At 51.1% G+C, this 15,803-nt stretch carries 15 protein-coding genes; 3 read left to right on the top strand and 12 right to left on the bottom strand.

Going from position 1 to position 15,803, the window contains the following annotated elements; all coding sequences use genetic code 11:
* Nucleotides 1-59: 59 nt before the first annotated feature.
* Nucleotides 60-785 (bottom strand): GNAT family N-acetyltransferase, encoded by a 726-nt coding sequence (locus NTV65_05785; GenBank protein MCX6114713.1) that lies wholly within the window; start codon nt 783-785, stop codon nt 60-62.
* A 210-nt stretch (nt 786-995) separates the two neighbouring features.
* Entirely contained in the window at nt 996-1,766 is a 771-nt protein-coding gene (locus NTV65_05780; GenBank protein ID MCX6114712.1) for a glycosyltransferase family 2 protein, read from the bottom strand.
* A gap of 186 nt (nt 1,767-1,952) precedes the next feature.
* Here NTV65_05780 and gyrA point away from each other — a divergent pair, with 186 nt between their 5' ends.
* Complete coding sequence (gene gyrA / locus NTV65_05775; protein ID MCX6114711.1) at nt 1,953-4,526, top strand: DNA gyrase subunit A; 2,574 nt, start codon at nt 1,953-1,955, stop codon at nt 4,524-4,526.
* A 13-nt stretch (nt 4,527-4,539) separates the two neighbouring features.
* Nucleotides 4,540-5,538, top strand: coding sequence for an NAD(P)-dependent glycerol-3-phosphate dehydrogenase (locus tag NTV65_05770; protein MCX6114710.1), 999 nt, complete (start codon nt 4,540-4,542; stop codon nt 5,536-5,538).
* 94 nt (nt 5,539-5,632) lie between these two features.
* Here the strand turns inward: NTV65_05770 and cyoE are convergent, their stop codons facing one another.
* From cyoE to NTV65_05735, 7 genes are all read right to left on the bottom strand, one after another.
* On the bottom strand, nt 5,633-6,514 hold the full coding sequence (gene cyoE / locus NTV65_05765) for a heme o synthase (GenBank protein ID MCX6114709.1): 882 nt from the start codon (nt 6,512-6,514) through the stop codon (nt 5,633-5,635).
* Nucleotides 6,515-6,562: 48 nt separating this feature from the next.
* Nucleotides 6,563-7,255: a signal peptidase I gene (lepB, locus tag NTV65_05760; GenBank protein MCX6114708.1), complete on the bottom strand. Its 693-nt coding sequence runs from the start codon at nt 7,253-7,255 to the stop codon at nt 6,563-6,565.
* Nucleotides 7,256-7,330: 75 nt separating this feature from the next.
* Nucleotides 7,331-7,807, bottom strand: a complete 477-nt coding sequence (locus NTV65_05755; protein MCX6114707.1) for a cytochrome c-type biogenesis protein CcmH — start codon at nt 7,805-7,807, stop codon at nt 7,331-7,333.
* A complete protein-coding gene (pyrE, locus tag NTV65_05750) occupies nt 7,800-8,483 on the bottom strand; it encodes an orotate phosphoribosyltransferase (protein ID MCX6114706.1) in 684 nt (227 codons plus the stop codon). The genes NTV65_05755 and pyrE overlap by 8 nt, the downstream gene beginning before the upstream one ends.
* Before the next feature lie 16 nt (nt 8,484-8,499).
* Nucleotides 8,500-9,387: a hypothetical protein gene (locus NTV65_05745; protein MCX6114705.1), complete on the bottom strand. Its 888-nt coding sequence runs from the start codon at nt 9,385-9,387 to the stop codon at nt 8,500-8,502.
* Entirely contained in the window at nt 9,384-10,001 is a 618-nt protein-coding gene (lepB, locus tag NTV65_05740) for a signal peptidase I (GenBank protein ID MCX6114704.1), read from the bottom strand. Before lepB (NTV65_05740) ends, NTV65_05745 begins: the two co-directional genes overlap by 4 nt.
* A gap of 126 nt (nt 10,002-10,127) precedes the next feature.
* On the bottom strand, nt 10,128-10,448 hold the full coding sequence (locus NTV65_05735) for a hypothetical protein (protein MCX6114703.1): 321 nt from the start codon (nt 10,446-10,448) through the stop codon (nt 10,128-10,130).
* A gap of 223 nt (nt 10,449-10,671) precedes the next feature.
* Here NTV65_05735 and NTV65_05730 point away from each other — a divergent pair, with 223 nt between their 5' ends.
* Nucleotides 10,672-11,049: a hypothetical protein gene (locus NTV65_05730; protein MCX6114702.1), complete on the top strand. Its 378-nt coding sequence runs from the start codon at nt 10,672-10,674 to the stop codon at nt 11,047-11,049.
* A 224-nt stretch (nt 11,050-11,273) separates the two neighbouring features.
* On the opposite strand, the gene NTV65_05725 is transcribed toward NTV65_05730, so the two are convergent.
* The 3 genes from NTV65_05725 to yidC form a co-directional block, all read right to left on the bottom strand.
* Nucleotides 11,274-12,470 (bottom strand): lysyl oxidase family protein, encoded by a 1,197-nt coding sequence (locus NTV65_05725; protein MCX6114701.1) that lies wholly within the window; start codon nt 12,468-12,470, stop codon nt 11,274-11,276.
* A gap of 88 nt (nt 12,471-12,558) precedes the next feature.
* Nucleotides 12,559-13,935, bottom strand: coding sequence for a tRNA uridine-5-carboxymethylaminomethyl(34) synthesis GTPase MnmE (mnmE, locus tag NTV65_05720; GenBank protein MCX6114700.1), 1,377 nt, complete (start codon nt 13,933-13,935; stop codon nt 12,559-12,561).
* A gap of 1 nt (nt 13,936) precedes the next feature.
* Nucleotides 13,937-15,706 carry a membrane protein insertase YidC gene (gene yidC, locus NTV65_05715; protein MCX6114699.1) on the bottom strand — a complete coding sequence of 590 codons (1,770 nt, stop codon included), beginning with the start codon at nt 15,704-15,706 and terminating at the stop codon, nt 13,937-13,939.
* Nucleotides 15,707-15,803 lie beyond the last annotated feature (97 nt).

The raw sequence follows: 15,803 nt of genomic DNA, 5'->3' as shown, positions 1-15,803 counted from the left end.
GGGGTGCTGATTGTCCACCAGGGGGCAGAATCGCGGCACTCAAAAGACCATACCTAGCCCTACTCTACTACCAAGTCGCTCTGCCGCTCTGTCTGTGATTGATTCGATACTGCGACCGTAGTTGGTTGCATAGTCGGTTGCGTCGAAATGGGGCTATCTATAATCGGCGCCCTGTACACCACAGGGGACTCCTGAGCAGGCTTTTTGCGACGCTGCTTAAAATCTACTGACTCGAAGCCAACGTACTCATTAAGCCGCACCTTGTTGCGCCGCCACTGGTTCTCAAAAAGGCACATCCGCTCAACATCTACGTACTCGCCGTTTCTGAAGTATTCCTTTCTAAGGCGACACTCCTTTTTAAAGCCGGCAAACTTATAGATATTAAGCCCAGGTATATTATCCGGAAGGATCACCAGATAGATCTTATATAGGTTTAGAATATCAAAGGCGTACTTAATACCGAGCACGAACCCCTGTTTGCCAAGGCCTTTTCCCTGACTCTTCTCATCGATGATGATATCGATCTCACACTTGCGATTAATTTCGTCGATCTCTATTAGACTCAAGACTCCTATGCTGGCCCCCGTTGCTATCTCCTCAATAACGAAGCGCCGTTCAGTCGTGCTATGCACGTACTTCTCATACAGATCCTCTAGCTCCCGCAGGGTCTCGAAGGGCTCCTCGAAGAAGTAGTTCATGGTCTTGTAGTTGTTGTGCAAGCGATGCAGAAATATTAGATCTGCCTTCTCCAGCGCGCGCAGTTGAAGTGAGTGTCCCCTAATCATACGATGAATCTCTTGAAGATTGTTTTTACCCGGTATGGGTAGATTTGTTGCTGTAGTAGATCAACTCCAAGGATTATAGCTCATCTAATGACAAGGGGGCGGTTCTGGCGTCTCAAAACACGCTCAAGTATTTGTTTATACTAGGTTTTATTTTTATTTATGCTATCCGTGCGACATTTGTAAGGGTGCTACACCACGTTAAGCCGTATATTATCGGCTCTCAGCTGCCTCCGGCGTAATCTTAGAGATCTTCTCATGTCGTAGCTCGGGCGCTACGAACTTTTTGGGGCAACTTCTTAATAAATTATACTTTACGATCGCGTAGATCGCTCGGACCCCATCGCGCCATCCGATCTTCTTGCCCTCGTCGTACGTGCGCCCGTAATAAGAGATACCCACTTCGTAGATCCGACACCCCATCGCCGCCACCTTGGCGGTAATTTCAGGCTCGAAGCCGAAACGGGACTCCTCAATCTCAATGGATTGGATAACCTCGCGCCGAAAAAGCTTATAGCAGGTCTCCATATCGGTCAGGTTTAAATTGGTGCACATGTTCGAAAGTAGGGTCAGGAAGCGATTGCCCATCATGTGCCAAAAGTATACCACGCGGTGCGGCTGTGCTCCGATAAAACGGGAGCCAAAAACCACATCCGCGCGCCCCTTTTCAATCGGCTCCATAAGCATCGGGTACTCCTGTGGGTCGTACTCCATATCGGCGTCCTGGACTATCACAACATCGCCAGTAACGTGCTTGAATCCGGTACGCAGCGCCGCGCCCTTGCCCTGATTAACCTCGTGGAAAAGGATCTTATCAACCTGCGAGATGATCACGGTCCTTAAGATCTCTTGGGTACCATCGGTCGAGCAGTCGTCAACTATAACGATCTCCTTGTCCCTTACCGGTGAGCTCTTAACCGCATCTACGATCTGCTGAATCGTGGCGCACTCGTTGTAGCATGGAATGACTATCGAAAGTTTCATGGAAAGGCCTAGGGAATTATTATTCAAGCAATATTGGCTGGTATAGCAGGTTTTTTACAGTCCGCACAGTCACACAAGGCAGCCCCATTCAGAGCCTTTAATGAGCCGGCAAAACAGAGCAATTTTATGGTGTTTCCGGCCTTATAGACCCTTGAACTACCGCCCCCCATCACATATCCTTACGGGATGGAAAATCACTCACTTATTAGCCCCATAACGATTGAATCCGAGATGCGTCAGTCCTACCTGGACTACGCCATGAGCGTTATCGTCGGACGCGCCCTGCCAGACGTACGTGATGGCCTTAAGCCGGTACAACGGCGCGTGCTGTATGCGATGCTAAAAGAGGGCCTCGTCTCTAACCGCAAGCACTCAAAGTGCGCGGGAGTTGTGGGTGAGGTGCTCAAGCGCTATCACCCACACGGAGATATGCCCGTATACGAGGCGCTCGTTCGCCTAGCCCAGCGCTGGAACCTGCGCTATCCCCTGATCGATGGGCAGGGCAATTTCGGATCCGTCGATGGCGACCCACCTGCCGCCTACCGTTATACTGAGTGCCGCATGACCGCACTTGCAGAGCGCCTGCTTGAGGACATAGAGAAGGAGACGGTCGACTTTACACCCAACTTCGATGACTCTGTTATGGAGCCATCGGTCCTGCCCTCTGTCATTCCAAACCTACTCGTTAACGGCGCAAACGGTATCGCCGTTGGTATGGCGACCCATATTCCGCCACACAACCTCTCTGAGGTTATCGACGGGGCGCTGGCGTTCATACATAACCCGAACATCTCTCTGCAAGAGCTGCTGCAACTTATCCCTGGGCCAGACTTCCCGACCGGCGGATCGATCTACGGTCGTGGCCCTATCGTCAGCGCATACGCAACCGGTCGAGGCATTATTCAGGTTCGTGCCAAGGCACACTTTGAGAAGATCAAAACCAAGTCACGCGAAGCCGACATCATAGTAGTCACAGAGATTCCATACCAACTCAACAAGTCTCGCCTAATCGAGAAGATCGCAGAGCTGGTCAATGAGAAGCAGATTGAGGGGATCTCTAAGCTGCGCGACGAGAGCGACCGCTCAGGCATGCGCATCGTGATGGAGATTAAACGCGACGCAACCCCAGAGGTGGTGCTGAACCAGCTCTACAAGTTGACACAGATGCAGTCGAGCTTCGGCATCGTAAGCCTAGCGATCGTAGACGGAAAGCCGGTCGTATGTTCATTGGCCGATTTTCTGTTCCACTTTCTCAACCACCGCCGAGACGTTGTTACCCGCCGTACAGAGTTCGATCTCAAGAAGGCGCGTGAAAGGATGCACCTCTTAGATGGATTCCGCATAGCGCTCCTAAATCTCGATGAAGTTATTAAACTTATTCGAGCCGCCAGCACCCCGAAGGATGCGCGCGATGAGCTTATCAGTCGCTACAGGCTTTCAACGACTCAAGCCCAGGCGATCCTCGATCTAAGGCTCCAGAAGCTCACCGGCATGGAGCGCTTGTCTATCGAGCAGGAGCACGAAGCGCTTGCTCAGTTGATCGGAGAGCTACTTGCTATCCTGGCTGACGCAAAGATAGTTGATTCTATCATCGTTGCTGAACTGACCGAGATAAAAGAAAAGTTCGGCGATGCCCGCCGCACAGAGATCGTCGATGATGGTGGCGAGATCAACATGCACGAGCTGATCGAGGACGAAGAGATGGTCGTCACCGTCAGCCATAACGGCTACATCAAGCGCACATCCGTATCCGAGTACCGCGAGCAACGTCGTGGTGGTAAGGGCGTTATAGGCACCGCCGGCGATGGAGATGACTTTACACAGAATTTATTCGTTAGCTCAACGCTCGCGGATCTACTCGTCTTTACAAACCTCGGTCGGGTATATTGGCTCAAGGTTTGGGGAATTCCGGAGTCGGGACGCACCGCGCGTGGTAGAGCGTTAGTTAACCTGCTTGACCTCAAGGAGGACGAAAAGCTCTGCGCAATACTGCCGATCCGCGAATGGCGCGAAAATAGCTATGTTGTGCTCGCAACTCGTGGTGGTGTTATTAAGAAAACGGCGATTGATGAGTTCTCACGCTCGCGTCGTAACGGCATCATGGCCTGCACTCTCGACGAAGGGGACACCTTGATCGATGCTGCTATCACGCACGAAGGGGACGATATCCTCCTCGCTACCCGCGGTGGTATGGCGATCCGCTTTAATGAGGATAACGTACGCGCCATGGGTCGTGCGGCTCGCGGCGTAACGGGCATACGTTTTGAGGGTGATGATAAGGTTGTTAGCATGACCGTTATCTCCAAGAAACAGGCCGAAGCTTCTGAGCCTGCAGATCAGATCTCGCTTCTTACGGTGTGCGAGAACGGATTCGGCAAGCGTACCGTGATCTCAGAATATCGATCGCAAAATCGGGGTGGTAAGGGGCTAATCGATATCCAGACCGATGGCAGAAACGGTCCGGTCATCGAGGCTAGCGCCGTTTCGGCCGATAGTGGGCTGATGCTTATCACCTCAGGTGGTAAGATCATCCGCACCAGCGCCAAGAATATCTCACTAATCGGGCGAAACACCCGAGGTGTGAAGTTGATTGACCTAGACGCCGAAGAGAAGGTAGTCGCAGTCGCTCCGGCTCCATTAGATTCTAACGGCTCAGTAGATTCTAACGGCCCAGTAGATTCTAACGGCTCAGGGGAGCCGCCGACCGAGACAACTCCAGAAGCAGGCCCAGCAACTCCAAACGGAGAGACCGTTAACTAGGCATTAGTAGCCGATGCTCAAAAACCATACTGCACAACGCATAGCTGTAATCGGTCTTGGGGCGTGGGGTATGGCGCTTGCGCTCCATGCTGCGCGTAGGGGTCATGCGGTTACCGGCTGGTGTCGCTGTCCAGCCGCTGTTAAGAGGCTCTTAGATACTGGTGCTTTACCGCACGGAGAAACAAGCACCCCAATCCCAAAAAATCTAGCGCTTACTTCAGATCTAGCTGCTACACACGACGCTGATTTAACGATCATCGCCCTACCTGCCAAGGCCTGGTCCGAGGTTCTGCCACAGGTGCGCGCTTCGATCCTAGTCAGCGCCACAAAGGGCTTAGAAAGCAGCACCGGCACAACTCCCCTTAGCTATGCTGCCGCAAAGCTTGGCTACTCTAGTGCGGCCCTAGCCGTTATTTCTGGGCCAAGTTTTGCCTCAGATCTAGTAGCAGAGCGGCCGATCTCAATAGTTGCCGCCTCAAGCTCAGAGCAGACCGCAACCCTAGTGGCAGAGAGTCTCTCGGGTAACTCGCTCCGCATCTACACATCAACGGACCCTGTTGGCGTAGAGCTCGGTGGAATCTTAAAGAACGTTATCGCCGTCGCGGCCGGCGTTTCGGATGCCTTGGGCTACGGTCCCTCCGCTCGCGCAGCCCTTATCTCACGCGGACTAGCTGAGATGACCCGCCTTGCAACAGCTCTTGGAGCAGACCCTCGCACCCTCTCTGGACTCTCAGGACTCGGCGACCTCGTTATGACTGCCACCGAGGATCTGAGCCGTAACCGTACGGTCGGACTGCGCCTAGGAAGGGGCGAAAAGATTGATCAGATTATAGCCTCGCTGGGCTCGGTAGCCGAGGGGATCTCGACCGCTCCCCTTGTAGAGCAGCTAGCAGTAAAGGTTTCGGTCGATGTGCCATTAACTGCGCATATCGTTAAGCTACTTAAGGGTGAGATCGCCCCATTGCAGCTAGCCTCAGCCCTGCTGTCGCGCCCGTTGCAAAGTGAGTTTTAGGTAACTATTCAGGTAGCTATTCACCAGATCAGACCCGATGCGTTAGCCCGTATCAAGGGGCAAGTTTGCGGAGCAAGCTGTTGTGGATAGTTATCTAAAGAGATCTATCCCCAAGGATAAGGAGGAAGAACAACGGTAAGTAGATAATCGAGGCCCTCAGCAGCAACCTTGCATCCTGAACCGACCTGGTGCGCCAGAGATTAATACCGATACCGAGGAAAATAAGGCCGAGAATCCCGATACCACAGGCGTATAACTCCCCCGCCATTCCGGTAATAAACGGCAAAAGTGAGATCGGTATTAGCGCTATCGAGAATCCGATCACCTGCCTAAAGGTTCGTTTGCCATCTGGATAAACAACGGGGAGCATCTTAAATCCACCGCGAGCATAATCATCCCGATACATCCAAGCGATCGCGTAAAAATGGGGATGTTGCCATATAAAGAGGATTAGAAAGAGGATCCACGCGCCTAGATCTAGGCTACCGGTCGCTGCAACCCAGCCACCCATCGGAGGAATAGCTCCGGGGATAGCTCCCACAACCGTGTTCCACCAGGTAACCTTCTTAAGGGGTGTATAAACCAAAACGTACAGAAAAACGGTTAGCAACGAGAGAAATCCAGTTAGGAGGTTTACCTGCCATACCAGAAGGATAACTCCCATTAGAACAAGTTGCAGTCCGAAGGATAGCGCATCCTCTGGAGCAATCTCGCCTGTTGGAATTGCACGCTTGCAGGTGCGCTGCATCATCTGATCACAGTCGCGCTCAATGTAGCAATTAAGAACCGCTGCCCCAGCGGAACTTAGCGCTGTGCCTAGTAACATAATAATAAATGTATCGAGGGGCTGTAGACCCTTGGCACCAAGAAAGAATCCGGCCGCACTCATGACGAGAACCATCGTCAAGATACGGGGTTTGGTAAGGGAGAGGTAGGCGGAGGCTTTTCCGCGATAAGCGCCGAAGGCTTCTATCATATATGTGTAATGTTAGGGAGTTAAAGATGCCATGTCAACGTCAGGGCCTTACATAATTAGCCCTGATGCGCGCCTATCAGCGCTCGCCCAGTAAACTACGACAGCCTTTCCAATAACTTGCTCTAAGGCAACGAAAGGATCGCTCCAAAAGCGGGAATCAAAGGAGTCGTTACGGTTATCGCCGAGCACAAAAACTCGGCCCCGAGGAACACGAAACACCTCTTGAACGCCTGTAGCACCCCCCAAAAAACGAACGTAGGGCTCATTGAGTAACGCCCCGTTAATATGCACAGCCGCCCCATCTATCTCAACTAGGTCGCCCTCTAGCCCGATCACCCGCTTTACGAGGCTCTGCGCACCCTCATCCAACGTAGTAGCGGGATCATCGCTGCGCTTAAAGACAACAACCTCGCCACGCTTGGGCTTTGACCACGGAACAACGGTCCTCTCAACAAACGGCACACGTAATCCGTATAGAAATTTCTCAACCAGGATATAGTCCATCGCCTTAACGGTCGGACTCATCGAGGTGGATGGCACATAGAAGGCCTCGACAACTGCGCTTTTTACAAATAGGCCGCAACCGATCAACACAACGGCTATCTTAAGCAACACCGGCGCCCTGTGCTTAACCCGTCGCATACGCTTGTGCCAACGCCTGCGCGCCAAGCGCACTAGCTCGCTATCTTCAAATATAGGAATCATCGAGTATTGATCGTTAATCTTTGCGGCGTTCGACATCTAGCTCTCCCACAACCCTGCCTAAAATAGGCCTTATAAGGTCATCCGCAAGCAATCGTGCGGCAAAGCCTAGGACTAATCAAGTTTTGTTAGCTCCTGATTGATTCGATCCTGTAAGGCTGCGGAGATCTTTATCTGGGTTCTGCTATTAGATCCTAAATCGCCCTTTTTACGCCTTAAAACAACAATTATAGCTCCTATCAAACCGATCACAACAAATCCGAACGGGGCTATCCAAACCATGCGACCAAAGCCCTCAAAGACTGGGACGGCGCGATACTTATCACCAAATTGAGCAAAAACCCCCTCTAGGATAATCTCTGGCGCAGTCCCCTGCTCTAATTTTTGGCGCATCTCAGCCTTGAGCTCCTGGGCCTTAGATGATGGACAATCGTTAAGTGAGCGTCCGGGACAGAACGGACTAAATACCTGCTGATACATCTCGTAGGATTTGTTATCGAGAGCCTCGCTGCCTGGATCTGCATACGCAGTCGCAAGGCTCAGTGCACATAGAGCTAGTGATGATAAGAGACGGACTATGCCTCTATACATGGTGCTCCGAACATGGTGCCCCAAACTCTGCTCGGTACTGATCAATCCTGTACTGTAGATCCGTATCGATCTGAAAGCCTGATGAATTAGCTTTTGAGAGGTAGGTAATAATATCAAAGATAGTCACGATCGGATGGATCTTAATGTTGAGCTCCTGCTCTGCCTCCTGCACAGCGGAGAGCGCCCCCTTACCACGCTCAGCTCTATCTACTAGGATCACAACCCCAGCTACCTCAACGCCGAGCCGATTACGCAGCACCGGCACCATCTCCTGAAGCGTTGTACCAGCGGTTACTACGTCCTCAACCAACACTACCTTCATACCCTTTACTAGCGGCTTACCAACGAACTCGCCACCCTCGCCGCGGGTCTTGGCCTCCTTACGATTAAAGCAGAAACCTATATTCGTATCGAAGTTCTGAGCCAAGCTCATCGCCGTTGAAACACAGAGTGGAATCCCCTTATAGGCTGGTCCAAACACTGCATCCGCATCTTTTAACCCAAGAGACACTATAGCCTCGGCATAGAAGCGCGCAAGCTGCGCTATCTTTCGACCATCATCGAAACACCCGGTGTTAATAAAGTAGGGGGCCTTGCGTCCAGACTTAAGGAGAAACTCTCCAAACTTGAGCGCCTGACTATGAACTAGAAAGTCTATTACCTGGCCTTTGTTCATACCGTACACCCCTTTATTAGACGACCTGCTCGGCCTGCATAATTTCACCGGTATGCCCAGCACACGTTACGCTATCGCCCCTACCATATTTACCATTACGGAGAAGGGCAAATAGGAGAGTTGCATCTAAATCTAGCGCCGAAGAGAGCACCTTTCCGATCGGGTCTCCTGCTGCGTTAAGCACCTGCTCCCCTACTGAAATTAGCCCGCTACCTACAACGCGAATACGTTCAAGGGCGCGTGGCAGCCTTCCGATCGCATCGCTGCGCTCAATAACCTCCTGTCCAACATAACACCCCTTTGAAAACGATACTGCATCCAGTACTCCGCACTCGCTCAGAATAACATCTTCGTTAATCTCATCCGGATATACAGGCACCCCCTGTTTTATTCTGAGGAGGTTATAACTCTCCTCAGAAAGTGCTGGGCCAAATAGCTCCGTAAGCCTGTGCAGCCCATCAATCGGAACCTCTGTTACGAGAATAACATCACTCCCTACAGTAGAGACCCGCATCCGTGCACAGAGTAATTTGCGCTCTGTAGCAACCGACGAAACGCTCTCTCGCACCAGAGAGGACTCCATTGCAACATGCGCAAAGACTGCACACGCTGAGATATCAGTAACGTTAACGCGATCGGCAACTATAAACTTGGCGAGCGCCGCCTTAACGCCCTCTCGATTACCACCATCGCACACCAGCAGAAAACTCTCTGCGGACTCAACAAACACCGTGAAGAGACCCTCAACGCGCCCCTGGGATGTTAGCGCCGCTGCTCGCGCTGCTTCGTTAGGCTGCAGGGTACGAAGATCATTAGAGAGGCGATTATTTAGGTAACGCCTTGCATCCTTGCCGGTTACTGCAAGCACTATCGGCTCTGGAAATAGGTACCATGTTACGTTCATCGAATTAACGTTCCGATCCTTGTAAGACTCGCCCACGACCAGAAAACGATGACCGCCTTGCCCTTTACACGCTTAATATCGAGGAATGGCTCGGTCCAGAAACGCGAATCCTTGGAGTGATCGCGATTATCACCAAGGAGCATAATGCGCCCAGGGGGTATGATTGCGGGCCCGAACCGTCCATCAGGACTCCCACCATCCATCCAACGAGCATAGCGTTCTGCGAGCGCTTCTCCGTTTATAAAAACCAAAGCATCCCTGACCTCAATTGTATCGCCAGGTAATCCTATCACCCTTTTTATAATATGAATGGCGGAGTCATCCTCGTTCGGCGTATTCGGATCGTCTGGCCTGGTAAATACCACAACATCCCCGCGCTTCGGCTCATTCCATGCGGCTATAGTATCGGTCGAAAACGGCAGCCTTAGTCCGTACCAGAACTTTAGTACAAGAATATAGTCTCCGATCTGCAGGGTTGGGATCATCGATCCAGAGGGGATCTTAAAGGGCTCGATTACACAGGTTCGTAGCGAAAAAGCGATCGCTAAAATAACGATCAGGGTTTTAATAAAGGAAAACGCCTCTGCAATAAACCCGTTTTGTTGCTTACTCACTAAACACGCTCCAATAATACAGCGTTTTTAATGCGCTGCAGGGTATAGACATACCCTGGTATACGAGCAGTGCGTGGTGACGTCAATGTAGTGAGCGAAGTTTCGCTTTTTATTTCAAAACTGGGGTTATGCGCTAAAGCTCTGGCGCTTACCGAAAACGACGGTACTGCAGTCAACCTCGATCTTAGGTCCCTTATTGGTAACCGTTGAGACGAATATGCCAGGCTCGAATGCGCGCTCCTTCAAGAGCTCTATCTTCTGCACATCTGGAATCGTCATGGTGGCTGTAATCGAAAAATTAAGCTCTACGATCACATGCCCTGGAGTATCATCTAAGATCTTCGTAATCATTCCGTAGAGGGGATAGGTAGTGCCGACCTCAACGTCACCAAACTGAACTTCGCATTTTAACTTATCAAACAGATTTGGGGTTTTCTCGCTCTCCATTTCAGCACCTCTTAAAAACTGTATAACCTATATACCCCCTTATCCACAGCAGAAAGAAAATGCTTCAGAAAGAAACAGCTTAAAACTAAAACAACACTCAACTAGCTGATATTGCTGGATTGCAGGTACTATCCTAGGGCTTATGCACGCCCTTCCGCCAAGCCGCTAAAACTCGTATAAGACGTCGTGTTTATTACACTATATATTAAGGCCGGGGCACGCGATGCTACTCAGGAGTTTGCACCTACCATCTCGCCTAATAGCGATCCTTCTCGTTATTTCCACCTTACTCAGTGCATGTTTGCGCGATAAGCCGCCCGCCGGTCGGATCTTAGTCAAAAATGATTCTCAGGACTCTGAATACAACGTAATCTCCGTCTCTGGTGGTGGCGCACAGGTCTATCTAAAACCTGGGGAACGGTTTGTACTCCCTAAGGCAACTAGCTCGTTCTCAGTTCAGCGCCGCTATAAAAACTTCACCCGCTCTTACTCCGTAGTATGCCCAGCTCCAGGCTCAGGCGGTGTCTTTATCAAGTTAATCGATATTCACGTTAATAGGATCGCAGGTGGTTGTAAGACCGTCAGCGCTTCGAAACGATGATTGATCCGTGGTAACAGTCAGCATATTCCAGCTCAATAGCCCCTAAGGGGCCGATTTGCGGAGCAAATCGGGGGTGAAAACATTAACTGGTCACAAAATCTGCCGTCCCCGATCAGGGGACGACCAATCGAATTACCTATGAAACTTCGCCGTAATCTGAGTAGCTTGAATCGCGACATTAAACTACGGTGACCAGTTACGATCCGTGCAGCTATATCGTAAAGCTATTTACAAACAGTAAGAGCAACACTGCGGTGGCACCTCTTGGCCAACAACGATACGCCACAGCTCTCGTTGATCACATCCGTTGAGCTGCCTGCCCACGAAAAGGATGCCTCGCTAGTGCTTGGTCTGGCTGGAACGGAGCTCACCTCAGCCCGCCCTCGCAGCGTAAAAAATAACTTCTTTCCAACTTTGCGTAACTGCGCGACATGCAGCCCCTGCGTTGCTTGGTAAGAACAGGATGGATCATACTCGAAGTCGTTACGATAGCTCCACTGTCCCTTAGCTAGCTTGGTCCATCCATCGGTCGGAAAACATCCAGATCCAACTGCGCCACTAGGTAGGGAGACGTTACTGAATACGTTATTGTTATCGAGGGAGAGATTAATAGTGAAGCCATCCTTAGTGGGATTAAAGCTCTTAAGCACCGCGGGCGAGCCATACTCAATAACGCCTGAGATAGTTATCGGACGCTTAGTGGGATACTGCGCTGTTGGTAGCCCTATCTTGACCTGTAACGTTGAGAGACCACCCTGTTGTTTACAGATCTTAAAGTCAGAGGTAACTTCGTTATTGTCGTATGAAAGCTCTGTGATAGTACGGAGCGGATTTAACTCAACGTGTAACGTGTACTCCCCAGGTGATAATCCGGTGATATCAACGTACTGGCATCCGAGCCCATTATTATAGACATCGGCGCAGCCTGCGGTGAGGTTGTTACAGGTCCCGCTGGATCCCGGCACTATGCCAGGATTACAGAACGAATCAACCAAACAAAACCCCTCCTTATGACCACGCAGGATTACCGTTGGCGAGCCTTTCTTAGTGACGGTATAAGATGAGAAATTTTTTAGATGTGCGTGCCCATGCCCTCCAGCTACGCTGCACTCAAAGAGCGGATTGGTGCATATAGGTGGGGGTGTCGTGTCGCAATCAGGGCACCCCGGATCGCCCAGAGTTAGATCAGATGGACCATCGTTCCAGGCGTAATGATCAAATCCGATCAGGGTTCGTTTGGTTGTTGCTGCGGCGCAGCCCTCTGCGACATCAGCCTCTCCAACGGTTTCATTTGTCCGAATAGTAACGTTTGATATCTCTGGGCGTAGGTCCGGAACCTGCGCAACGCCCGTTATAACACCAAGGGCTAATTGCATAAGGGCGCTATAGGCCGTTACAGTTCGGATCGAGCTCCCGCTCATACACCATCGCTTGTTTTGCATCATTAGCATATTCGATTATCTTAGTAGTCCACGTCAAGATAAACCTAAGATGGGTGAATAGTGCCCGTTATTTCCCTACACAGAACTTAGAAAATATCCGCCCCAGAATATCCTCGGTGTAGGTCCGACCTACGATCTCATCAAGCGCTACTAGTGCCTCACGTATATCGGTTGCAAGGATAGAGAGCGGTGCTTGATTTGTCAGATCGATAAATGAGCTCAGTGCTTGGTCTGCCCGTTGCAAGCAGTCGCGGTGACGCTCGTTTGTAATAACCTCTCCTACCTCTCCTCGGTCCGGCATCCCCTTGGCGAGATCCTCAACTAGCGCTTCAAGCAGGGGCCCGATACCGGCTCCGGTCTTGGCTGAGATATAAAAGCTCTGCTCACATAGCGCGGAGTCACAGGAAAACTGCCCAAGCGCCTCAGGTTTAAGATCGATCTTGTTAACGATAGCCCAGACCTTTCTCCGTCCCGCGCTAAGCAGGGAGAGGGTCTCACGCCAATCCTCTGAGGTATCCGTTGCATCAACGATAAGCAACACAAGATCTGCCCACGGGATGCGCTCCTTTGCGAGCTCAATACCCAACCGCTCTACGACATCGGTCGTCTCACGTATCCCTGCTGAGTCACAGAATACAAACTTGTGCCCAGCTAGTGCGGACTCCTCCTCAATTAGATCGCGTGTTGTTCCTGAGATCTCAGACACTATAGCCTTTTGTTTACCGACCAGAAGGTTAAGCAGACTTGATTTGCCAGCATTAGGCCGACCACAGATAAGTACCCGCACCCCCTCCTTGACCAACGATCCGAAGGAGTAGGTTGCAATAAGCTGCGCTACCTTAACTTGCGCAATTTGCGCACGGGCCGCAATTGCATCGAGCTTATCGGGCTGAATGTCCTCCTCTGGGAAATCTATTGAGGCCTCAAGTTCCGCTAGCGCATCCCGAAGTGGCTCTCCAATCAACTGTATAGAGTGACTCAATCGCCCCTGTAGCTGCTCTTCAGCAAAACGGAGCTGCTCTTCGCTCTTTGCATTTACCACGTCGGCGATCGCCTCTGCTTGCGCTAAATCCATCTTGCCGTTAAGGAACGCGCGCTTGCTGAATTCACCCGCAGGAGCAGGAGTTATGCCATAAGCATAAAGTGAGCGGAGCACGCGCTGAACAAGCACCGGACTTCCATGAAATTGAAATTCAGCAACATCCTCACCGGTAAAGCTCGACGGTCCTGGCATAAAGACCACCAAACCTCGATCGATAGAGTTACTACTTTTAAAGTCGAGGATATCCCCAAATACTAGGGTACGGGGATGCTGAAGCGGATCGCGCTTGCCCTGGAACAACGCCTTGAGCACCGTGCGTGTACGCGGACCACTTACCCGCACAACTGCAACCCCAGCCGGAGCAGGTGCAGTTGCTAAGGCCGCTATAGTCGTTCCGTCCATGCTATATTAAAGTAAGAATATATCCCGTACCAAAGATTAGCAGACTGGCAATTAAGGTCCCCGTATATACGGAGCCGCGTTTCGTATTTCGCATGTACATCTGCTGCGTGATTGAGATTATATTATTTACCAACCAATAGAGCACAAGCCCGGCAGGCATCGGGTATATAATAAACATTCCAGCGAAGATAAGTGGCATAAACATCATCATCTTCTGCTGTGCTGGATCGGCTGAAGGATTAGGGGTCGTCCACTGCTGAATTATCATCGAGGCGGCCATAAGAAGCACCATGACCGGCACTCCGACACCGAATAGCTCCAACTTTTCAGGGGCGGAGAGATCCGTAATCCAGAGTGCAAAGGGTGCGTGGCGAAGCTCAAGAGCGTTAAGGAGCGCCTGATACAAACCAAGGAAAACAGGGATCTGAATCGCGATTGGAAAACAGCCCCCCATTGGGTTAATACCCCTTCTCTTATAAAGCGCGAAGGTTTCCTGGTTAAGCTGTGTGGCGTCCTTGATGCGTTCACGCAACGCCTTAATCTCAGGCTGAACCTCCTGCATCTTTCTCATCGAATCAAAGCTCGCCTTAGAGAGCGGGAGCATGACGGTCTTAACGATTAATGTTAGCGCGATAATTGCGAGCCCGTAGTTATCCACAAAGAGGTAGAGATAGTGCAGCAACCAGAGTAGCGGCAAAGCAAGGAACGAGAACCACCCCAAATCAATCGAGCGCTCTAGCCGATAATCGCCAATAAACTGCAGAGTTTTATAATCCTTCGGTCCAGCATACACATCAAAGCGCCCACTTTCCGATCCACCTGCAACTCGGTCGAGGTAGACATCCCCCTCACGACCGATCATGGTACTGCTGCCTGTGGCCGGAACCCCTGTTACCGGAGCCCCTACAACGTTTGTCGCTGGGATCAAAGTTGCCATAAAGTAGATATCACCAAGCGAGGTCCACTTGCTTAGCCCGAAACCTCTCACCCCCTCCATAATATCTGTGAGCGGAAGCTGGTGAATCTTATCTGCGCCATCAAGATAGGTAATGTGCGTCATCTTAAGGCGTGGGTTCAGATCGGCTTGAGGAAAATAGTGTGTCCACTCTAGCCACACGTTCTGACCTTCCGGCAGCTTTCTTGCAAGCGATACATCAACTGAGAAGAGGTAGGAATCGGACTTAAAGGTGATGCGCTTTGTGATCCCATTTCCATTTGGAAGGGTGCCCTTAAACTCAAGCGCAATTGATGAGTTGGGTGCTGTTGCTAGATTCACCGCAGGTGGAGCAACCTGCGCGCCGTTGACCGACGTGAGGGTATAGCTGACCCTCTCATCACTCTCACTGCCCGCATATACGCCGAGCGGGAAGGTAGCCCCATCCGGATTATCGATTAGATCTAAGGATACTTTTCCGCCCTGCTCTACCTTGTGATCGTTTAATTTTAAACTAACGATGCGCGCGCCGAGGTGAGAAATCGTAACGGTAGCAACGTCGGTCTTGATAAATGAGCTCTGCCCACCCTCTATCTCAACCTTATTCGGATGAACTGGCAGCGAAACCGGTGCTGCCGCAACGACCTGACTTTGACGCCCCGGCTCTATATTTACCGGAGAAACACCTTTAACGTGCTGTGCTTCCTGCTGACCTGTCTGCGTCTCCTGAGATTTTTTCGGAGCCTGCGTTACCTGGGACCAAATGACCGCAACTAGGATGCAGAGAATTATGGCGCGCAGGGTTCGTTGGTTCTGTTCCTTAGAGTTATCTAGCACAGCTATTCCTTATTTAAAGATCTTGGAATTTGCGTTCCATTTCATCGGGTACTCCATTTGTAGGTAATGAACCCTTCAAGGTCAAGGAGCAGGAGCA

The organism is Pseudomonadota bacterium, from assembly GCA_026390555.1.
Lineage (GTDB): Bacteria > Bdellovibrionota_C > UBA2361 > UBA2361 > OMII01 > OMII01.
Note: the sequence above shows the minus strand (reverse complement) of the source record. Positions and strands in the feature narration are given on the sequence as shown.